Annotated in this window: 18 protein-coding genes and 1 pseudogene; 2 read left to right on the top strand and 17 right to left on the bottom strand. The window is 74.0% G+C overall.

Annotated elements, in window-relative coordinates; translation table 11 throughout:
- Nucleotides 1-6: 6 nt before the first annotated feature.
- The 15 genes and pseudogenes from ACFVHB_RS15330 to ACFVHB_RS15260 form a co-directional block, all read right to left on the bottom strand.
- Nucleotides 7-675: a phosphatase PAP2 family protein gene (locus ACFVHB_RS15330; protein WP_380320949.1), complete on the bottom strand. Its 669-nt coding sequence runs from the start codon at nucleotides 673-675 to the stop codon at nucleotides 7-9.
- Nucleotides 676-827: 152 nt separating this feature from the next.
- Nucleotides 828-1,646 (bottom strand): annotated as a pseudogene (gene ddaH, locus ACFVHB_RS15325) (dimethylargininase); the annotation flags it as partial.
- A gap of 60 nt (nucleotides 1,647-1,706) precedes the next feature.
- Nucleotides 1,707-3,074, bottom strand: coding sequence for an FAD-binding oxidoreductase (locus ACFVHB_RS15320; protein ID WP_380320946.1), 1,368 nt, complete (start codon nucleotides 3,072-3,074; stop codon nucleotides 1,707-1,709).
- A complete protein-coding gene (locus tag ACFVHB_RS15315) occupies nucleotides 3,071-3,409 on the bottom strand; it encodes a hypothetical protein (RefSeq protein WP_380320943.1) in 339 nt (112 codons plus the stop codon). Before ACFVHB_RS15315 ends, ACFVHB_RS15320 begins: the two co-directional genes overlap by 4 nt.
- A complete protein-coding gene (locus tag ACFVHB_RS15310; protein ID WP_380320940.1) occupies nucleotides 3,406-3,750 on the bottom strand; it encodes a cupin domain-containing protein in 345 nt (114 codons plus the stop codon). The genes ACFVHB_RS15315 and ACFVHB_RS15310 overlap by 4 nt, the downstream gene beginning before the upstream one ends.
- A 46-nt stretch (nucleotides 3,751-3,796) precedes the next feature.
- Nucleotides 3,797-4,468, bottom strand: a complete 672-nt coding sequence (locus ACFVHB_RS15305) for a LuxR C-terminal-related transcriptional regulator (protein WP_380320937.1) — start codon at nucleotides 4,466-4,468, stop codon at nucleotides 3,797-3,799.
- A gap of 127 nt (nucleotides 4,469-4,595) precedes the next feature.
- Nucleotides 4,596-6,356, bottom strand: coding sequence for a tryptophan 2-C-methyltransferase (gene tsrT, locus ACFVHB_RS15300; RefSeq protein ID WP_380320934.1), 1,761 nt, complete (start codon nucleotides 6,354-6,356; stop codon nucleotides 4,596-4,598).
- 43 nt (nucleotides 6,357-6,399) lie between these two features.
- Nucleotides 6,400-7,569 carry an acyl-CoA dehydrogenase family protein gene (locus ACFVHB_RS15295; protein WP_380320931.1) on the bottom strand — a complete coding sequence of 390 codons (1,170 nt, stop codon included), beginning with the start codon at nucleotides 7,567-7,569 and terminating at the stop codon, nucleotides 6,400-6,402.
- Between the two features lie 22 nt (nucleotides 7,570-7,591).
- A complete protein-coding gene (locus ACFVHB_RS15290) occupies nucleotides 7,592-8,797 on the bottom strand; it encodes an acyl-CoA dehydrogenase family protein (RefSeq protein ID WP_380320928.1) in 1,206 nt (401 codons plus the stop codon).
- Entirely contained in the window at nucleotides 8,794-10,122 is a 1,329-nt protein-coding gene (locus tag ACFVHB_RS15285; protein WP_380320925.1) for an ATP-grasp domain-containing protein, read from the bottom strand. Before ACFVHB_RS15285 ends, ACFVHB_RS15290 begins: the two co-directional genes overlap by 4 nt.
- Nucleotides 10,119-11,399, bottom strand: a complete 1,281-nt coding sequence (locus ACFVHB_RS15280; RefSeq protein ID WP_380320922.1) for an ATP-grasp domain-containing protein — start codon at nucleotides 11,397-11,399, stop codon at nucleotides 10,119-10,121. The genes ACFVHB_RS15285 and ACFVHB_RS15280 overlap by 4 nt, the downstream gene beginning before the upstream one ends.
- Nucleotides 11,396-12,685, bottom strand: a complete 1,290-nt coding sequence (locus ACFVHB_RS15275) for an MFS transporter (RefSeq protein ID WP_380320920.1) — start codon at nucleotides 12,683-12,685, stop codon at nucleotides 11,396-11,398. The genes ACFVHB_RS15280 and ACFVHB_RS15275 overlap by 4 nt, the downstream gene beginning before the upstream one ends.
- Complete coding sequence (locus tag ACFVHB_RS15270; RefSeq protein ID WP_380320917.1) at nucleotides 12,682-13,740, bottom strand: NAD(P)/FAD-dependent oxidoreductase; 1,059 nt, start codon at nucleotides 13,738-13,740, stop codon at nucleotides 12,682-12,684. Before ACFVHB_RS15270 ends, ACFVHB_RS15275 begins: the two co-directional genes overlap by 4 nt.
- Nucleotides 13,737-15,272 (bottom strand): class I tRNA ligase family protein, encoded by a 1,536-nt coding sequence (locus ACFVHB_RS15265; protein ID WP_380320914.1) that lies wholly within the window; start codon nucleotides 15,270-15,272, stop codon nucleotides 13,737-13,739. The genes ACFVHB_RS15270 and ACFVHB_RS15265 overlap by 4 nt, the downstream gene beginning before the upstream one ends.
- Nucleotides 15,272-16,555, bottom strand: coding sequence for a lysine N(6)-hydroxylase/L-ornithine N(5)-oxygenase family protein (locus ACFVHB_RS15260; RefSeq protein WP_380320911.1), 1,284 nt, complete (start codon nucleotides 16,553-16,555; stop codon nucleotides 15,272-15,274). Before ACFVHB_RS15260 ends, ACFVHB_RS15265 begins: the two co-directional genes overlap by 1 nt.
- Nucleotides 16,556-16,868: 313 nt before the next feature.
- Between ACFVHB_RS15260 and ACFVHB_RS15255 the strand changes: the two genes are divergently transcribed.
- Together ACFVHB_RS15255 and ACFVHB_RS15250 are read left to right on the top strand one after the other, a co-directional pair.
- The gene (locus ACFVHB_RS15255; RefSeq protein WP_380320908.1) at nucleotides 16,869-17,507 is read left to right on the top strand and encodes an ATP-dependent Clp protease proteolytic subunit; all 639 of its coding nucleotides are present in this window, start codon (nucleotides 16,869-16,871) and stop codon (nucleotides 17,505-17,507) included.
- Between the two features lies 1 nt (nucleotide 17,508).
- Nucleotides 17,509-18,111 carry a ClpP family protease gene (locus ACFVHB_RS15250; RefSeq protein ID WP_380320905.1) on the top strand — a complete coding sequence of 201 codons (603 nt, stop codon included), beginning with the start codon at nucleotides 17,509-17,511 and terminating at the stop codon, nucleotides 18,109-18,111.
- A gap of 108 nt (nucleotides 18,112-18,219) precedes the next feature.
- On the opposite strand, the gene ACFVHB_RS15245 is transcribed toward ACFVHB_RS15250, so the two are convergent.
- Together ACFVHB_RS15245 and ACFVHB_RS15240 are read right to left on the bottom strand one after the other, a co-directional pair.
- Nucleotides 18,220-18,651: a helix-turn-helix domain-containing protein gene (locus ACFVHB_RS15245; RefSeq protein WP_380320902.1), complete on the bottom strand. Its 432-nt coding sequence runs from the start codon at nucleotides 18,649-18,651 to the stop codon at nucleotides 18,220-18,222.
- A 93-nt stretch (nucleotides 18,652-18,744) separates the two neighbouring features.
- The gene (locus ACFVHB_RS15240) at nucleotides 18,745-19,974 is read right to left on the bottom strand and encodes a nucleotide disphospho-sugar-binding domain-containing protein (RefSeq protein ID WP_380320899.1); all 1,230 of its coding nucleotides are present in this window, start codon (nucleotides 19,972-19,974) and stop codon (nucleotides 18,745-18,747) included.
- Nucleotides 19,975-20,041: the final 67 nt, after the last annotated feature.

Genomic DNA, 20,041 nt, shown 5'->3' with positions numbered 1-20,041 from the left:
GCCGGCTCAGCGACGCTCCCGCCGACCGGCGCCGGCCGTCCGGTCGGCCAGCCGGTCGGCGGTCCGGTCGACCAGCCAGGCGGTCGCCGGTACCACCGCCAGCGCGGTGCACCAGCCGCCGAGGGCGTCGGTCGGATAGTGCGCGCCCAGGGCGACCTGCGCCCAGCCCATGGCGACGCCGGCGACCGGCGGCGCCGCGAGCACGAGCGCGGTGCCGACCGCGCCGCCGGGCCCGGGTCCGTCCCGGCCCCGGCGGCGCGCCGCGAGCATCGCCACCACGAGGGCGAGCGCGGTGGCGAAGGCGGTGTGCCCGCTGGGGTAGGACAGGTTCCCACCGTGGATGGTGCGCCCCACCAGGTGCTTGAGCAGCGTCGCCGTCCCCACGGCCGTACCGGCGCCGGCGACGACGAGCACCGCCGCGCGCGGACGCCGGAGCAGCAGGCAGCCCGCCACCATGACCGCGACCAGCGCCGCGGCTCCCACCGGCTCCCCCAGGAAGTCCGCCACCAGGGCGGCGTACCGCCACGGCGGCCCCACACCGTCCACCGCCGCCAGGATCCGCGCGTCCACCGCGCCGGGCTCACCCGCTCCGGCGTACCGGATCCCGAGCACGGCGACCACCGACGCGGCGAGGGCCGCGATCAGCCCGAGCCACCCACGCGGTGCTGGGGGCATCGGAACCAGCCTCCACCGGTCGACCTCGGCGACGATCCGGCCGCGGACACGATCTCCGACGGACCGTCAGGAACACTGCCCAGCCTACGCCGAGCCGGCCCGCCCGGTCCGCCCGATCTCCGGGAAAGGCCGCGCGCACGAGGGCCCCGGTGTCAGTGGCGCAGCTCCAGGGTGCAGCACTTGACGCTGCCGCCCGCCCGGAGCAGTTCGGTGAGGTTGACGCCGATCGGGGTGAAGCCGCGCTCGCGCAGCCGCTCGGCGAGGTGGACGGCCGCTTCCGGGAGGATGACGTGCTCGCCGTCGGAGACGGCGTTGAGGCCAAAGACCTGGGCGTCGCCGGCGGTGGCCAGGAGGGCGTCCGGGTACAGCCGCTCCAGCACGGCGCGGGAGTCGGGGGCGAAGGCCTCCGGGTAGTACATGATCTCGGTGTCGCCGAGCACGGCGAGCGCGGTGTCCAGGTGGTAGTAGCGCGGGTCGGTCAGCTCCAGGGTGACCACCTCGCGGTCGAGGAACGCGGCGGCCTCGGCGTGCGCCCGGGTGTCGGTGCGGAAGCCGCTGCCGGCCAGGATCCGCTCGCCGACCACCAGCAGGTCGCCCTCGCCCTCGTTGGTGTGGGCGGCCTGCCGCACTTCGCGGTAGCCGTTCTCCCGGAACCAGGCGGCGTACGCCGGGGCCTCGGCGACCCGTTCCCGGTACCGGAACCGCGCCACCAGCACCTTGCCGTCGACGACGGTGGCGCCGTTGGCGGCGAACACCATGTCGGGCAGGCCGGGGAGCGGGTCGATCAGCTCCACGGTGTGCCCGAGCCGGAGGAACAGGGCGTGCAGCTGCTCCCACTGGGCCAGCGCCGCGCCGTTGTCGGTGGGCTTCGCCGGGTCCATCCACGGGTTGATCGAGTAGTCGACGGTGAAGTGGGCGGGACGGCACATCAGGTAGTGCCGGGGCTGGGCGGTACGCGGCGACACGGTGGTGTCCTTCCGGGCATGGGGAACCGAGCTGACGGTCGGTCAGCGTGCGGGTGGAGGGATGGGTCAGCTGCCGATGGACTGGGGGAAGCGGAACAGTCCGTCCGGGTCGTGGCGGCGCTTGGTGGCGACCAGCCGCGGATAGTTCGCACCGTAGTAGGCGTCCCGCCAGTCCCGCAGGTCCGGGTCGGTGAAGTTCAGGTAGGCGCCGGTGATCGCGTGCGGAACGATCAGGCGGTCCAGTTCGGCGAGCCAGGCCAGGTTGGCGGCCACCGTGCCGGGGTCGTCGCCCTCCTGCCAGGAGGTGTCGAGGCTGACCAGGTACTCGGCGCCGCGGTGGACGAAGGCGGTGTCCTGCGGGTGGACCCGGTTGATCGCGCCGCCCCAGCCGAACAGGGCGAAGCCGCAGCCGTCGGGGTTGTCGCTGCCGGGCCAGGCCGCCAGGTGGGCGAGGGCGGCGTCGACCGCCGCGGCCGGCAGCGGCCGCGTGGCGAAGTGGGTCCGGACGGCGAACGCGCCGGCGCTGGTGTCGTGCTGGAGATGATCCATGGCGTCCCAGAAGTCCCGGTCGGCGATCTCGGCGCGCAGCGGCGTGCCGGCGGCGAACGCGGGGGCGAGCAGCTCGCGCAGGTCGGCGGCGGGGCCGAGGTGGAGCCCGATCGCGGAGACGACGGTGCCGGTGCGCCCGGAGGTGGCGACGCCGAGCCGGAGCGAGGTCTCCTCGGGGGTGGTGAGCATCAGCCGCTGGACGGCGTCGAAGACCGCGGGGGCGTGCTCGGCCTCCCAGAGCAGCAGGCAGGTGCTGGCGGCGGGGGCCTCCACGGCCTGGAAGGTGAGGTCGAGGTTGATGCCGAAGTTGCCTCCGCCGCCGCCCCGGCAGGCCCAGTAGAGGTCGGGGTTGCGCCGCCGGTCGCAGTCGAGGGCCCGGCCGTCGGCGGTGGCCAGGGTGGTGTGGAGCAGGGTGTCGGCGGTCAGGCCCAGTTTGCGGGAGGTGGCGGCGGAGCCGCCGCCGAGGGCGAGTCCGGCGATGCCGACGCCCGCGCCGTTGCCGAGCGGCAGGGCGAGCCGGTGCGGGCGCAGCGCGGCGTAGAGGGCCCCGGTGAGGACGCCGCCGCCGACGGTGACCCGTCCGTCCGCGGGGTCGACGGAGATCGCGTCCAGGGCGCGCAGGTCGACCACCAGGCCGGTGTTGACGGAGTGGCCGGCGTACGAGTGGCCGCCGCCGCGCGGGACGATCGGCACGCCGTGCTCCCGGGCCCAGTCGATGGCCCGCATGACGTCGGCGCGGTCGGCGGCCTGCAGGACGGCGGCGGGGGCCCGGTCGGCGTACCGGCGGTTGAACGGGGTGGAGGAGTCGGCGAAGGCGGCGTCGCCGGGGCGCAGCAGGGCGCCGGTGGTGTGCTTGTCGAGCAGCGCCCAGTCGGGGGCGGTCATCCGGCCACCTCTTCGAGGGTGGAGGTGCCGTGGGCGGCGTGCGGGCCGTAGCGCTCCCACTGCTCGTGCAGGCGGATGCGGCCGTCGTGGGTGAGCGAGGGGGTGTTGCTGGTGCGGCCGCAGACCACTTCGCCGCTGGTGAAGACGATGGTGTAGCCCATGGCGAGGGTGCCGTCCTCCTGTTGGGTGCCGGCCGTCCAGCCGCGTTGGACGGTGCCTCCGGTGACCTCGCCCCAGACCAGGTCGCCCTGTTGGTGGTAGACGGCGACGGTGCGGTGGTCGCCGTCGGGGGTGTGGAAGCGGCGGCCCTCGTAGTCGATCTGCCGGGGGTTCACGCCTGCCACCAGATGGCGTAGTAGGTGAAGTCCTCGTCGTGCGGGTTGGCCACCGCGTGGTCGGTGTCGACGGGCAGCAGGACGAGGTCGCCGGCGGCGACGGGGTGGCTGCCGTCGGCGGTGCGCACCTCGCCGCGGCCGGCCATGCAGATGAAGAGTTCGCGTTCGGTGTGCCGGTGGACGTCCGTGACGTCGCCGGGGCGCAGCACGCACCAGGCGCCGTGGAAGGGGGCGGTGAGGTCGCCCCAGGGGTGGAGCAGCCCCAGGTCGAGGCCGTGGGCGCGTTCGAGCCGGGCGGGTTCCTGGCGGCGGATGGTGAGGCCGGGGGCGGTTTCGGGCATGGTCCGGCTCCGATCGTGGCTGGGGTGTGAGGAGTTGACGGGTCCTTCAGGCGCGGGTGAGGCCGAGGCCGGCGTCCCGGGCGAGCACGATGGCCTGGGCCCGGTCGGCGACGCCGAGCTTTCCGAAGATGCTGGAGATGCGGTTGCTGATGGTCTTGGAGGCGAGGGCGAGCTCCCGGGCGATCGCCGTGTTGGACCGGCCGGCGGCGAGGTGTTCCAGCACGTCGCGCTCACGGTCGCTGAGTTGCGGGAAGGGGTAGCTGCGCGGGCCGGGCGCGGGGCCGATCAGGGCTGCGAGCCGGGCGGCGATGGTGCGGTCGACGATCGCCTCGCCGGCGCCGACGGCGTGGATGCCGCGCAGGATCTGGTCGGCGGTGGCGCGTTTGACCAGGTAGCCGCGGGCGCCGGCGTGGAAGGCGGAGGCCACCGTCTTGTCGTCGTCCAGGGTGCTGAAGACCAGCACGCCGGTCTCCGGGGTGAGCCGCACCACCTGGCTGATCATCCGCAGGTCCGGGGCGTCGTCCATCAGCGGGTCGAGGACCAGGACGTCCGGGCGGTGCCGGGTGGAGGCGGCGAGCACCTCGCCGGTGGTGCCGGCCTCGCCGACCACCGCGAGGCCGCCGGAGGCCTCCACCATGGCGCGCACGCCCTGCCGGACGGCCGGCTGGACGTCGGCGAGGAGCACGGTCAGCGGCGCGGAACTCCCGTGCTGGTTCATCTACCCCTCGTGACGTGTGTGGTCGGCGGCGGGCGGTGCGGATGCGGATGGTCCACGGGGCCCCGGCGGTGATGATTCCGTGCCTCATCATGGAGCCGTCAAACCGCGTCCTCAAGTGTCCAAAATGTCATCGGACGTCGATCGGCTCTCGACGGGTGGTTCGGTCCGGCGCGCAGGAGGGGGCGAGCGCGGCGTTCCCCTCCCGGGCCTTGCGCAGGATCTCCTCCCGGCCGCGCCAGTGCGACCAGAAGGCCCCGGTGTACCCGAGTCCGCTCAGGCTGGTGAGGAACGGGTTGTCGGCGTAGTTGTTGTCGTGCTCGCTCATGCCCTCGACGGTCGGCAGCATCACCCGGTGGTGCTCGGCCGGGTCGACCAGCTCCCACAGCGCCGTGACCGCGCCGTGCCAGCGCTCCCCGGGGTCGGTGGCCCGCGCCGGGTCGGGCAGCAGCCCGGGCGAGAAGTAGCAGACCAGTCGGAAGTTGCCCTGCTCGTCGAACATGAACTGCCGTTCGTACTCGGCCGGGGAGGCGCACCGCCGCAGCGGCTTGAGCACGATCGGGCCGCTCGCGGTGTTGGACTGCAGGCCGGGGACGGTGCGCACCCCGTCGCACCGCTCGGCCAGCTCCATGCCCATCGGGGTGTACGGGAAGAGCCGCAGCCCGAGCGAGAAGCCGGTGACGGTGGCGTCCAGCGCCATGAAGGCGTCCACGCACGCCTTCACGGTCTCCTGGGTCTCCCCCGGCATGCCGAACAGCGCCTCCACCATGGTGAGGATGCCGCGTTCTCGGCACAGCCGTACCAGCCGTTCGGTGTCCGCGAAGGTGTAGTAGGTGCTGCCCTTCTCGGTCACCTTCCAGCCGCTCAGCACCTCGGGGCGGATGTGGTCGCTGCCGACGTTGACGCCGCGGCAGCCGGCCTCGGCCAGCAGGTCGGCGAACTCCTCGTCGAACGGGCTGGGCTGGCAGTAGACCCAGAGCCGCAGCTCGTTCAGCGGGTTGTCCCGGTCGCCGTGCCGGCGGCGGACGATCTCCCGCAGCAGCGCCTTGGCGTGGGCGATGGAGAGGTTGAACTCGCTGTCGGTGGTGTGCTGGTCGAGGATGCCCTGGGCGGCCAGGTCCTCCATCTCGTCCACCACGGCGGTGATCTCCCGCTGCCCGTACCGGGTGCCCTTGGCGTCCGGCTCCACGCAGTGCGAGCAGCGGTAGGCGCAGCCGTTCTTGGTGAGGATCGAGCCGAGGCCGCCGCGCCGGTAGTACTCCAGGTTGTCGACCCGGTAGCGCTCCCCGGATCGCCGCCGGTACACGGACTGCCGGTCGACCTGCCACACCCTGGGCTCGAACCGTCCGGTGGCGTCCACGGTCTGGGTCTCGCCGTGGCGGACGGTGAGCACCGCGGGCGGGACCCGGACGGCGCCCCGCTCGGTGTTGCGGATCAGCCCGGCGACACCCGCGGTGTCCCGGCCCTCGGCCAGCGCGGAGGCCAGCTCGCAGAGGATCTTCTCGCCGGGGCCCTTCACGCCGTACTCGATGCCGAAGTACTCGACGAGGGCGAACGGCATGGTGGAGAAGCCGATCCCGCCGCCGACGATCGGGGCGTCGGTGAGCCGGCGGATCTCGGTGATGATCTCCCGGTGCTCGCCGACGAACGGGCGCTGCTCGAAGGCGTACACGGTGTCGGTGTTGCGGACGGTCACCCCGACCAGCATCGGGCTGCGCTCCGCGAAGTACTCGCTCAGGCTGGTCTTCCAGTCCTCGCGGTGGAAGGTCAGGTCCAGGACCTCCACCTCGAAGCCGGCGGTCTCCAGCGCGGTGGTCAGCACGTCGAGCGCGTAGGGCGCGATCGGCGGATGCACCTTGTTGGGGTTGACCAGAAGGACGGGTCTGCTCATGGGTTCCCTTTTCCGGGCCGCGCTCGGGCGCGGCGGGCTGGAGTCAGACGAGGCCGAGGCTGATGCCGAACTCGGGCGTGCCGCCGAGCAGATACGCCCCGGCGGACTGCAGGATGCGGTCCTGGGCGACCAGGTGCTGGGCCATCACGGCGGTGTCGCGCAGCCAGCGGTCCATCGGCGAGGAGCGGTTGATCGACCAGGTCTGCAGCAGGTCGTAGGTGCGGGCCACGACGGCCCGGGAGTTGCGGAAGGCGTGCAGCCAGGCGAGCGGGGAGGCGGCGCGCTCGGTGGGGGTCAGGTCGTCGAGGGTCCCGCCGGCCGCGAGCACCTCCCACTGGCGGCGCATGCTGCCGTACACGCCCTCCCGGGTGGCGTTGAACTCGGCCTCCAGGCGGGCCAGTTCGGTCTGCACCCGCCAGCTGTCGGCCCACGCCCGGCCGGCCATCCGGTCGAACCGGGTGGTGGCGATCTCGCGGGCGTGGTCGAGGGCGGCGCGGGCCACGCCGAGCGGCACTCCGCACATCGCCCGGGTGAAGGCGTCGGGCTGGGCGAGCGGGCCGCGGCGGCCGTGCACGGTGGCGAAGGTGTAGGTGTGCTCCTCCGGGACGAACACGTCGGTCATGGTGTAGTCGCAACTGCCGCTGCCGCACAGGCCGGTGGTGTCCCAGTTCTCCACCACCCGGACCGCGGAGCGGGGCACCAGGAACTGCCGGGAGTCGTGCGCGTGCTTGCTGCCCGGCGCGGCCCACGGCTCGCCGTCCTGGAAGATGAAGGCGCCGGACGTCACCCAGTCGGCGTGCCTGATGCCGGAGCCGAAGGACCAGCGGCCGCTGAGCCGGAACCCACCGGGCACCCGCTCGGCCCGGCCGGAGGGCTGGAGCAGGCCGGCCACCACCAGGTCCAGGCGCGGGAAGAGCTCCTTGGCCACGGTCTGGTCCAGGAAGTTGGCGTAGATGCCGGTGTTGGCGCCGATCACGGCGCACCAGGCCGCCGAGGCGTCGCCGTACGCGAGCGCCTCGACCACCTCGGTCTGCTCCATCGAGGTGAGCTCCGGGCCGCCCCACTCGCGGCCGAAGCACATCCCGAACACGCCGGTGCCGCGTAGCAGTTCGACCACCTCGGCGGGCAGCGTGCGGTTGGCCTCGATCTCCGGTGCGCGCTCGCGCAGCACCGGCGCCAGCGCGCGGGCCCGGCGCAGGATCTCCGTCGTCATGGCGTCACGTCCTTCCACGGGGTCAGCGGTCCAGGCCGAGGCTGATCCGGAACAGCGGCGGCCGGCCCAGCAGGTAGGCGCCGACCGACTCCAGCACCGCGTCCTGGGCGGTGAGGTTCTGGCACATCACGGCGGTGTCGCGCAGCCAGCGGTCCATCGGCGAGGTGCGGTTGATCGACCAGGTCTGCAGCAGGTCGTAGAGCCGGTTGACGACGGCCCGGGAGGCGCGGAAGGCGTGCAGCCAGGCGAGCGGGGAGGCGGCGCGCTCGGTGGGGGTCAGGTCGTCGAGGGTCCCGCCGGCCGCCAGCACCTCCCACTGCCGTCGCAGGGCCCCGTACACGCCCTCCCTGGCGGCGTTGAACTCCGCCTCGCAGCGGGCGAGTTCGGTCTGCACCCGCCAGCTCTCCGACCACGCGCGGCCGGCCATCCGGTCGAACCGGTCGCTCGCGATCCCGCGGGCGTGGTCGAGCGCGGCCCGGGCGACGCCGAGCGGGACGCCGCACAGCGCGCGCATGAAGGAGTCCGGCTGGGCGAGCGGGCTCGGCGTGCCGCGGACCTCGTAGAAGGTGAAGGTGTGCTCCTCGGGGACGAACACGTCGGTCATCGTGTAGTCGCAACTGCCCGTCCCGCACAGGCCGGTGGTGTCCCAGTTCTCCACCACCCCGACCGCGGAGCGCGGCACCAGGAACTGCCGGGAGTCGTGCGCGTGCTCGCTGCCCGGGGCGGCCCAGGGCTCGCCGTCCTGGAAGATGAACGCGCCGGACGTCACCCAGTCGCTGTGCTTGATGCCGGAGCCGAAGGACCAGCGGCCGCTGAGCCGGAACCCACCGGGCACCCGCTCGGCCCGGCCGGCCGGCGCCAGCACGCCCGCGGTGATCAGGTCCAGGCTCGGGTAGACCTCCTTGACCACCGACTGGTCGAGGAAGTTGCCCAGCAGGCCGCTGTTGGCGCCGATCACGGCACACCAGGCCGCCGAGGCGTCGCCGTACGCGAGCGCCTCCACCACGGCCAGCTGCTCCAGCGAGGTGAGCTCCGGGCCGCCCCACTCGCGGGCGAAGCACATCCGGAACACACCGGTGCCGCGCAGCAGCTCCACCACGTCGGCGGGCAGCGTGCGGTTGGCCTCGATCTCCGCCGCGCGCTCGCGCAGCACCGGTGCCAGCGCGCGGGCCCGGCGCAGGATCTCCGCCGCGTGCTGCGGCGCCCCGGCGGCGTCCACGGCGCTCACTCGTCCACGTCCAGCAGTCCGGCGGGCATCGCGAACGGCGCGTCCTGCGCGGGCGGCTCCACCGGGGAGGTGTCCAGGCGGACCAGCGCGGCGGCGGCGTCGAGCCGCTGCTCGCAGGCGGCCGGGGTGTCGGCCTCGCAGACCACGAAGGAGTGCCGGGCCAGGTAGCCGCCGGGAGGCAGCCGCAGCACGGTCCCGGGCGGGGCCATCGGGGCGGCGGTGACCAGGCCCGCGGCGTCCCCGGCTGCGGGCACGGTCACCGCGTCCAGCCGGCAGTCCCGCTCGGGGTAGCCGAAGCGGATCCCGGCCACCGCGGCGCGGGTGGGGGCGATCTCCGGGCGGCGGCCGACCGCGACGTCGAAGAGCACCTCGCCGGGCTCCAGGCCGGTGGCGATCCGGCCGAGCAGCGGGATCAGGTCGCCGCCGAGCCGGCCGTTCACCTCGACGATCAGCGGGCCGCGGTCGGTGAGCCGCAGCTCGGTGTGGGTGATGCCGTCCTCCACGCCGAGCGCCCGGTGGGCGCTCGCCAGCACCTCCAGCAGGGCGGGGTCGGCGAGCAGCGGGTCGGCGGCGTCGACGACGTGGCCGACCTCCTCGAAGTACGGCTCGTCGCTGCTGTACTTGCGGGCCAGGAACAGCGGCAGGTACTCGCCCTTGTGGACGGCGCCGTCGACGCTGATCTCCGGTCCGCCCGCGTACTCCTCGACGATCACGCTGGCCCGGTACGGCCCCGGGTCGACCCGGCTGGCGGAGAGCGCGGTGTCGAAGGCCGCGTCGAGTTCGTCCGCGCGGGCGGCGAAGACCACGCCGATGCTGGCGCCCATGGCGCGCGGCTTGAGCACCACCGGGTAGCCGATCCGCTCGGCGGCGGCCCGGGCCTCGTCCAGGCCGGTGGTGAGCGCGAAGCCCGGCTGGCGCAGGCCGGCGGCGGTGAGCACGGTGCGGGTGCGGTCCTTGTCGCGCACCCCGCGCACGCCGCGCTCGGACAGGCCCGGCACGCCGAGTTCGGCGGCCAGCAGGCCGGCGTCCAGCACCAGCGGCTCGTCCCAGCAGAGCAGCCCGACGACGGTCCGACGCGCGGCGATCTCGCGGACGGTGGCGTTCATCACCTCGGTGTCGAAGACGTTGGCGACCACGATCTCGTCGAAGTACTCGCGCTGCCAGGTCGGCCGCAGGTTGTTGACCAGCACCAGGTCCAGCCCGGCGGCGCGGGCGCGGCGGCTGATCGGGCCGACCAGGTACTCGCGGTACTCCTTCAGTCCGCTGCCGATCACCAGCAGCGTGCCGGCGGTGGGCACGGCATCCCCTTCCTGACGCTGGGTCATGAGTTCTCCTCGGTGCTGTCGAGTTCGATCCGGACCAGGGCGGCGGCCGCGTCGGCGAGCCGGCGGGCCTCGGCGGGGCTGCCGGCCCGGGTGGTGACGATCCCGACCCGGTCCCAGGAGCTGCGCAGCCCGGCGGTGCGGTGGCCCGGGCCGATGCCGATCGCGGCCAGCAGCACGCCCTCGGCGGCGGCCGCCGCGTCCAGCCCGTGCACGGCGGTCACGGTGCCGGGCCGGTCGGGGGCCAGGAAGCGGGCGGCGGTCGCGTGCGCGGCCCGCCCGGGCAGCGGGCCGACCGGCTCACCGCTCATCAACGCGAAGTAGGCGCGCACGAGTTCGACCGGGTAGGCGGCCTCGATCAGATCGGCGATCGAGTCGCCGGGGAGCCGTCCGGCGCACTCCACCAGCACCGGGACGCCGTCCTCCAGGATCCACTCGCAGTGCAGCACCCCGTCGCCGAAGCCGACCGCGGCGGTCAGCCGCTCCGTCTCGGCGACCAGCAGTTCGCGCTGCTCCTCGGGCAGTTCGGCGGGGACGGTGTGTCCGGCCTCGATCGGGTACGGGCCGGGGTAGAGCACCTTGCCGGTGGTGTTCGCGAACACCGGGCGGCCGCGGGCGACCAGCAGCTCCACGCTGAACTCCGGTCCGCTGACGAAGCGTTCGGCCAGCATCGACGGCTCGATCGGCCGGTCCGGGACGAACACCCCCTCGTCCTGGGCCAGGCACTGCGCCCACGCCTCCTCGGCCTCCTCCGGGCGGCGGATCACCCGGGTGCCGACCGAGGCCTGCCGGTTGGCGGGCTTCAGCACCGCCGGCCCGGGGTTACGGGCCAGGAAGCCCGCCAGCTCGGCGGCGCCGCGCACCGGCTCGGACACCGGGTTGGCGATCCCCGCGGCGGCCGCGACCGTGCGCAACTGGTGCTTGTCGCGCAGGAGTTGGGCCGCCCCCAGGCTCGCCCCGGGCAGCCCGTAGCGCTCCGCGAGCCGGGCCGCGAACGGCACCGCGTACTCCACGGCGGGGATCACCGCGACCGGGTCGAGCCCCGGGTGGGCCGCGAAGAAGGCGTCCGCCCGGCCGGGCAGGTGGTACTCCCACTCGATCAGCCCGCGGACGAACGGCACCTGCTCCAGCGCCTCGGCGACGTGCCGCTTCCGGGCGACGTCCGGCTCCTCCACGTAGACCACCGAGTCGGCGGGCTGGAACGCCGCGATGGCGGGCACCGCGAAGGCCACGTAGCCGACGACCAGGACCGGCCGGGCGACCGGGGGTTGCGCGCTCATACCGTCCCTCCGACGACTTCCTGCTCGGCCTCGGCGCCGGCCCGCCGGCCGGCCCGGTGTTTGACGCCTGCCACGGCGAGCACCCCCGCCAGGCCGTTGACCAGCGCCATCAGCACCCAGAAGCCCGCGCCGAGCCGGTTCCACAGGACGACGCCGAGCAGCGGGCCGAGGGCCGACGCCAGGCCGGCCACGGCCTGCATGGTGGCGAGGTAGCGGGCCTTCAGCTCGGCGGGGAAGGTCGCCGGGTGCGCGAACATGCTGGGTCCGGCGATCATCAGGCCGCTCACCGCGAGCACCGCGCCGAACAGCACGAACGCCCCGGAGTGCGCCGCCAGTCCGTACACCGCCAGCCCGATCGAGTTGACCAGGTGGCCGACGCCGACCGCCAGGTGGGTGGGGATCCGGGTGATGTACGCGGTGATCTTCAGCTCGCAGGTGATCAGCACCACCGAGGAGGCGGTGAGCACCGCGCTGTACAGCCAGGTCGGGTGGCCGTCGTCGACGATCTCCAGCGGCAGCGAGATCGAGGACTGCACGTACGCGACGGTGCCCAGCATCACCGAGGCCAGGTAGGCGAGGTACGCCCGGTCGCGCAGCATCGCCGCGTACGCCGCCCGGCCGCCGGTGCGCCGCTCGGTCCGGTCCTGCGGCGCCTCCCGCGGCGCCTCCCGCGACGCCTCCTCCGGCACCGCGCGCCGGGGCAGCAGCCGGTAGGCGAGCCCCGCGTAGACCAGGGTGGTGGCGCCGTCCAGCCAGAACAGCAGGTCCCAGTCGAGCAGGATCACCCCGGCGGCGATCAGCGGCGCGAGGGCCGCACCGGTGTTGAGGGCGATCCGCATCATCGAGAACGCCATCACCTGGTAGCGCTCCGGCATCAGATCGCTGAGCAGCACCGACGCGGCCGGCCGGTACGCCTGCGCGAACAGTCCGGCCAGCGCGATCGCGACCAGCAGCGGGGCGAGCAGCCCGGGCCGGGCCAGCAGCGGCAGTACCGCGACCAGCGGCGCCGAGCCGGTCATCGCGACGACCGTCGTGATGCGCGGGCCGAGCCGGTGGGTGATCTCGCCGCCGAGCACCGTACCGAACACGGTGCCCAGGCTGTACGCGCCGAGGGCGAGGCCGGCGGTGCCGTCGGACATCCCCCGGTGCGTCAGGTAGAGCACCAGGAAGGTCTGGACGAACGCGCCCAGCTGGTTGACCAGGACGCCGCCGAGCAGGTAGCGGACGGTGGCCGGGGTGGCCCTGAGCGCGTCGAGGACGCCGATCGGTGGCTCGTCGTCGGTCATGCCGCCTCCTTCACTGCCGTGGCGATGCGTTCCGCGACCAGGGGCGCGGTGGAGAAGCCGCTGCCGCCGCAGGCGGCGCGGACCCACAGGCCCGGGGTGACCCGGACCAGCAGGGGACCGCCGGTGACGGCGTCCGCGGTGTAGTGGCAGACCCGGACGGTCGCCGGCGGGTAGCGGCCGAGACCGGGCAGGATGCCCTCCCCGGCCAGCCGGTCGACGTACGGCCGCTGGTCCTCGCCCGTGCTGTCGGTGTGGTCGACGGGCCGGCACACGGTGTCCGAGCTGAGCTTGAGCAGGGCGCCGGCACCCGGCGGCAGCAGCCAGCCGCGTCCTTCGCGGCCCAGGCCGCCCGCGGCGGGCGCGGCCTGCCACCAGTGCGCGTCCGGCGCGGGCGGGCGCACGTAGAGCATGGTCTGCCGGAACAACGTCACCCGGTGGTCCGTCAGCTCGCGGGTCCACGGCCCGGCGCAGAGCAGGGCGGCGTTCCCGCGGACCACCTCGCCACCGGCCAGCACGATCCGCCCGGCGTCCGGGTGGACGGCGGTGACCCGGCAGTACGGCCGCAGCGCCACGCCGGGCCGCACCGCCAGCCAGCGGGCGGCGGCCCGCAGCACCCGGTCGGCGAGCAGCACCCCGCCCGAGCGCTCCCGTACCGCCCCCGCGCCCGGCGGCAGGCCGAGCAGCGGCAGCCGGCCCGCGGTCAGCCGCTCCACCGCCACCCCGGCCCGGTCCGCCTCCGCCTCGACCGCGGCGAGCCGGTGCTCGGGCCAGGCGGTGACCACCCCGACCCGGCGGTACAGCGCGGCGCCGAGCACGGACTCCAGCTCCCGCCAGTGCCGGTGCGCGGCGAGCCGGTCGGCGGTGCCGTCCGGGTCGCCGGGCAGCAGGGTACGGATCACCCGGTGCTGGTCGTACGAGGTGGCGTCGGGGTTGGGCACCGGGCCGCGGTCCAGCACGGTGACCCGGTGCCCGGCCCGGGCGCAGGCGACGGCGGTGAGCAGTCCGGTGACCCCGGCGCCGACCACCACCACGTGCGCGGCGGTGCTGCTGCTCACCGCCTGCCGCCGGTCAGCCTGGGCAGTGGCCGCGGACGGACGGAGCGGGCCCGCGGCTCGGCCGGAATCGCCGTCTCGACCAGACCCGCGGCGGCCAGGTCGACCAGCAGCGGGGCGGCGCAGCGCAGGAAGAGGTCCAGCTCGTGCCAGAAGTCGCCGGCGTCGCGCGCGGTGACCTCCCGGCGGTCGAGCCGGGCGAGCTGCTCGGTGAGGGTGAAGGCGGCGGCGGTCAGGCTGAACCGGCGCGGGCCGAGTGCCGCGGCGAACCGTTCCACCAGCAGCTTCCCGGCCTGCCGGGAGCGTTCGCTGACCGGCAGCTCGCCGGCGCCCACGAACCGCTCGGCCTTCTCGGCCACCCGGTTCCACGGCTCGACCAGACGCTGCCCGCAGACCCGGTCCATCGCGGCGCGGGTGAAGTTGGTGCGCTGGAAGTCGGGTCCGGTGGCCGCCAGGTAGTAGCGGATCAGGTCGCGCGGCACCTCGGCGGCCAGCTGACGGCCCGTCACCACGTGGCCGCGACTGGTGGAGAACTTGTCGCTGTCCAGCTCGTAGAACTCGTTGGTGACGAAGTACGCGGGCAGCGCCAGCCCGCCGAGGGCGAGCAGCATGGCGGTGCCGGCCAGGGCGAAGGCGAAGCTGGCGTCGGAGCCGAAGAAGTACACCACTTCGGGCGCGGCCCCGGCGCTCCAGTACCGTTCGCCGTCGCCGGGCACCTCGCCGCGGGCCTCGGCGGCCAGCGCGATGGTGTGCAGGCTCCAGGCGATGGTCTCGGTGTCGGAGTACAGCACCTGGCCCGGGGTCTCGGCGAACGGCGCGGGGATGCCCCAGTCGATCGGCAGGGTGATCGGGTAGTCGGGCAGCGGGGCGGCCATCAACTCCTCGATCAGCTGGGCCAGTCGGGGCCGCATGGTAGGGGCGAGCCGCTCGAAGTAGGCGGTCAGCGCGGCCCGGTGCTCCTCCAGCGGCAGCACCAGCACCTCGCGGTCGCGCAGCTCGACCGCCAGCTCCGGGTGCTGGGTGGACGTCGGCCCGATCAGCTCGCCGGAGGCGATCCAGTGTCCGCAGTTCTCGCACAGCCCGGCGCAGCCCTCGCCCAGGCACACCGGGCAGCCGCCGCGCACGTAGGCGTCGGTGAGGAACTCCCCGGTGGCCGGCAGGTACGGGAAGGGCGTCGCCCGGAGCCTCAAGTGCCCCTCGGCGTGCAGCCGTTCGAAGAACCGCCGGACGGTCTTGGCGTACCGCTCGTCGAACCGGACGAAGCCGTCCGGTTCGATGCCGGCCGCGGCGAGCGTGGCCTCGACCTGCTCGGCGGCGCGCAGCCGCAGCCGCTCGGGCTGCTCGCCGAGCCGGCGGGCGGTGGTGACGATGTAGTTCTGGGTGAAGTGCACGCCGGTGCCGAACAGGGTGTCCCGGCCGGTCGCGCGGGCGTGCCGGGCGCACACGTCGGCGGAGAGGAACGGCCCGGCCAGGTGACCGAGGTGGAGGTCCCCGTTGGCGGTGGGCCCGGGGGCGACGACCAGCAGCCGGCCCATCACCGGCTCCCCCGGTCGGCGAGGGCGGTGTGCCGGTCGAGCAGCTCGCCGCAGATGTCCCGGGCCCGGTGGGCGAGCACGCTGATCAGGGAGTCGGCGATGCCGTGGGTGGCCTCGTTGACGCCCTGCAGGTAGAGCGCGCCGCCCGCGGTCTCGCCCAGCTCGACCCGGTAGTTGCGGCTGACGGTGACCTCCGGCAGACCCGCCTTCTCGGTCAACTCCCGTACCAGGGCGGGCATCCGGCTGTCGTAGCCGGTGCCGAGCAGCACCAGGTCGCAGCGGTGCTCGGTGACCTTGCCGGTGCGCCGGTCGCGCAGGTCGAGCACCACCTCGCCGTCCTCCTCGCGGGCGGCGACCACCTCGGTCATCGCCTGCACCTCGGCGCGGCCGGTGCCGATCATCTTCTCCCGGTACAGCATCAGGTACAGCTCGTCCAGGAACGGCGGCGCCAGGCCCGCGTAGTTGGTCAGCCGCATCTCGTCCAGCACCTGGGCGCGCATCTCGGCCGGCGCGTCGAAGAACTCGTCGACGAAGGACGGGTAGAACAGCTCGTTGACGAACTTGCTGGTCTGGTAGTTCTGCAGGCCGATCGAGCGGACCAGCATGGTGACGCTGGAGTTCGGCAGGTTCTCGTACACCGCCATGAACATCTCGGCGGCGCTCTGCGCTCCGCCGACCACCACGGCGCGGAGCGGGGCCTCCTTGTCCACGGCGGCGATCCGGCTGCGGAAGCGGGCGCTGTGGATCACCTTCTCGGCGGACAGGCCGGCGAAGACCGCCGGAACGTTCGCGTCCCGGCCGGCCCCGATCACCAGGTCCCGGCAGCGGATGGTGTCGCCGTCGGCCAGCGTCACCTGCCAGCCGGTGAGCCGGCCCCCCGCGTCGTACAGCGGCTCGGTGGCGGTGGCCCTGGCGTCGTAGCGGATCCGCACCTTCTCCAGCGAGGCGGCCACCCACTGCAGGTAGTCGGAGAACTCCCAGCGGTGCGGATGGAACGTGCCCAGGTTGATGAACTGGTCGAGTCTGCCGTGCTGGTGCAGGAAGTTCAGGAACGAGAACCGGCTGCGCGGGTCCCGCAGGGTCACCAGGTCCTTCAGGAAGGACACCTGGCTGCGCGCCCACGGCATCAGCAGGTCGCGCTGCCACTTGATGTCCGGCGCCTGCTCCAGCAGCAGCGTGCGCTCGGCCAGCTCGGTCGACCCGCACTCCTCGATCGCCGCCGCCAGCGCCAGGTTCGCCGGGCCCGCGCCGATCGCCAGCACGCCCGCCTCTAGGTCAGCCACACTTCCCCCTCGTGGACTCGGGTTCCGGCAACAGGAGTTGTTGCGCCTGGAAACCTAGGCAGCAGCCGTTCCCGGCAGGTAGGGAGGGCTTCCCGGCCCCCCGGGAAATTCCAGACCCGCCCCACCACCACCCCCGGGAACGCCACCCCCCGGGCCCCCGGCACGGGTCAGCGCCCGCCAGTCGTTCCGAACGCCGGCGGGAGCCGGCGGCTCTGCCCGTGGCGAATCTGCGGCGGGCAGAGAAAGGGGAGGCGGGGGGCTCGGGCGGTCAAGAGTGGAGTCGACGGCATCCACGCCTCGACAAGGAGACCCGATGACTCCACTCACCCCGCTCCCGCTCCGCGCGGAGGAGGGCGACACGCCGCCCAGCCGCTTCGACGACCACCTCGCGGCCCAGTTGCTCGGACAGCGGATCGTGCTGCTCGGCACGCAGGTCGACGACGTGTCGGCCAACCGGGTGTGCGCGCAGTTGCTGTTGCTGTCGGCGGAGGATCCGCGCACCGACATCAGCCTGTACATCAACAGCCCCGGCGGGTCGGTCACCGCGGGGCTCGCGATCTACGACACCATGCGGCTCATCCCGAACGACGTCTCGACGCTGGCCATGGGGTTCGCCGCCAGCATGGGCCAGTTCCTGCTCACCGTGGGGGCGCCCGGCAAGCGGTTCGCGCTGCCGAACGCGCGGATCATGATGCACCAGCCCTCGGCGGGCATCGGCGGGACCACCGCGGACATCGAGATCCAGGCGGAGAACCTCCAGTTCACGAAGAGGGCCATCGAGCGGATCACCGCCGAGCACACCGGGCAGAGCGAGGAGACGATCGCGCGGGACGGCGACCGGGACCGCTGGTTCACGGCCGAGCAGGCCAGGGAGTACGGGATCGTGGACCGGGTGGTGGAGTCGGTCACCGACATCCGCCCGGCCGCGTCGCGCCGACGGATGGGGCTGTGACATGGGGTCGTACACGGTTCCCTACGTGATCGAGCGGACCGCGCAGGGCGAGCGGTCCTACGACGTCTTCAGCCGGCTGCTGAACGAGCGGATCGTCTTCCTCGGCACCGAGATCGACGACGGGGTCGCCAACGTGGTCATCGCGCAACTCCTGCACCTGGAGTCGGAGAACCCGGAGCGCGAGATCTCGATCTATCTCAACTCGCCCGGCGGATCGTTCACTTCGCTGATGGCGATCTACGACACGATGACGTTCGTGCAGGCGCCGATCTCGACGTTCTGCGTCGGTCAGGCGGCGTCGACGGCGGCGGTCCTGCTGGCCGGCGGGGATCCCGGGCGACGGTTCGTCCTCCAGCACGCGCGGGTGCTGCTCGGCCAGCCGGCCAGCGGGGGCCGGCAGGGGACGGTCTCCGACCTCAGCCTCGCGGCCAAGGAGATGGTCCGCGTCCGCTCGGAGGTGGAGGAGGTCCTGTCGCGGCACACGCACCACGACGTGGCGACGCTGCGCGCGGACATGGACCGGGACAAGGTGTTCACCGCCGAGGAGGCCGTCGCCTACGGGCTCGCCGACCAGGTGCTGAGCCGGCGGCTCGCGCTCGCCTGAGCCGGTCGGCGGTGGCCGACGGCCGGGGCCGACGTCTGGGGCCGGCGATCCGGCCGGAACGGCGCGGTGTACCGCCACCACCGCCGTTCCGGCCGGACCGCCGGTCCGTCAGGCGGCCAGGCAGAGGCCGTCGTGCCGCGCCGTGGGCGAGGTGCGGCCGTGGCCCACCCGGCTCGGGGTGTACCGGGTCAGCTCGTCCTGGGCCAGCGAGAGCAGGTCGCCGAGGCCGAGCCCGAGGGCCTTGGCGGCGGCCGCGAGCACCTCGGAGGAGGCCTCCTTGCGTCCGCGCTCCAGCTCCGACAGGTACGGCATCGAGATCCTGGCCTCCTCCGCGACCTCCTTCAGCGTGCGCTCCTGGGCGAGCCGCTCGCGCCGCAGCACGCCGCCGACCAGGTCGCGCCAGAGGGGTTCCCTCGGCGCGGGGGTCGGCGGGGCTCCCGCCGGTCGCTGCGGGGTCCGGGCGGCCCCGCCGGAACCGGGCGGCGAGGCCTTCGGGCGCAGGGGAATGACGCGGGCTTCGTTCGGCGCATGAGTGCTCACCCCTTCAGCCTAGGGATCCGGGGCGCCGGGGGAAGGGAGTGGCGTTCTGCCCTGGGTGAAGCCCGGTCGTTCCCCGGCCCCCGTCGGCCTTCCTCAGCCCGCCGCGCGGGCCGTGGGGGCCGCACCGGCGGTACTGGCCGTACCTGCCGTACGGGCCGTACCTGCCGTACGGGCCGTACCTGCCGTACGGGCCGCGCCGGCCATTGCGGTGAGCCGCTCCGCCACTGCCGCCGGGCTCGGCATCGCCGCGATCTCGGCGCTGACCTCCCGCGCGGCGCGGGCCAGCGCGTCGTCGGTGAGCAGCCGGCGCAGCAGCTCCGGTCCGATCTCCTCGGCGCCCGCGCTGAGCCCGGCTCCCCGCTCCCGCACCGCGTCCGCGGTGATGAAGCGGTCCGACCCGTCGGGCAGCACGAGTTGCGGGACGCCCGCGTCCAGCGCGCCGAGCGCGCTGCTGCTGCCGCCGTGGTGGATCACGGCGGTGCAGGTGTCCAGCAGCGCCCGCCACGGCACCCAGCCGTACGCGCGGACGTTGTCCGGCAGGGTGCCGAGGGTGCCGAGGTCGAGTTCGCCGGTCGCCAGCACGAACTCCGCGTCGAGGTCGGCGGCGGCCGCGATCACCCGTTCGAGCCTGGTCAGGCCGTCGGTCTTGGGCGGAACGGTGCCCAGGGTGACCGCCACCCGCGGGCGGTCGGCGGGCGTGGCCAGGGGCTCGGGGACTCCGCCTTCGCCGTTGTAGGCGACGGGCCGCAGCGAGCAGCCGTACCGCTCGCCCCCGGCCATGCTCGGCGGCGCGAGGTCGATGGTGTCGGCCGGCTCGGGCAGCCGGTCGATTCCGTGCCGGGCGAAGGTGTCCGCCATCTCCGCGAGCATCAGGGCGCGCAGCTTCGGGGTGCGGACGAAGCCCAGGTCGTGCTGGACGGCGGGCACGCCCAGGCGGGCCGCCGCGAGCAGGGCCACCGGGAACTGGTACTCGTACACCACCAGGTCCGGCCGCCACCGCGTGGCGAGCTCGACCATCGCGTCGGCCACCCGGCTGTTGACGTGGGCGGCCAGCGGGACGAAGGCCTCGCGGTCGGCCGAGTTGGTCTCGATCACCCGCCGCATCAGGTCGGGCCGCCGGGTGCGGCCGGCCTCCCTGATCTCCTTGCGCCAGTCGATCCCGGGCGCGAGGGGCAGGTAGGGCAGTCCGGAGCCGGCGACGGGCTCGCCGCCGTCCATCGAGGTCACCGCGACCTCGTGGCCGAGCTGACGCATCGCCCTGGCCAGCGGGACCAGCGGGAAGAGGTGGCCGAAGCCGGGGGCGCCGGCGAACAGTACACGCATGAAGGAACCTCGATCGTCGGGACGGGGGAAGGAGGGCGGGACAGGTGCGCGGGACAGGCGGGTGGGA

The sequence above is a fragment of the Kitasatospora sp. NPDC127111 genome, assembly GCF_042677465.1.
Taxonomy (GTDB): domain Bacteria; phylum Actinomycetota; class Actinomycetes; order Streptomycetales; family Streptomycetaceae; genus Kitasatospora.
Note: the sequence above shows the minus strand (reverse complement) of the source record. Positions and strands in the feature narration are given on the sequence as shown.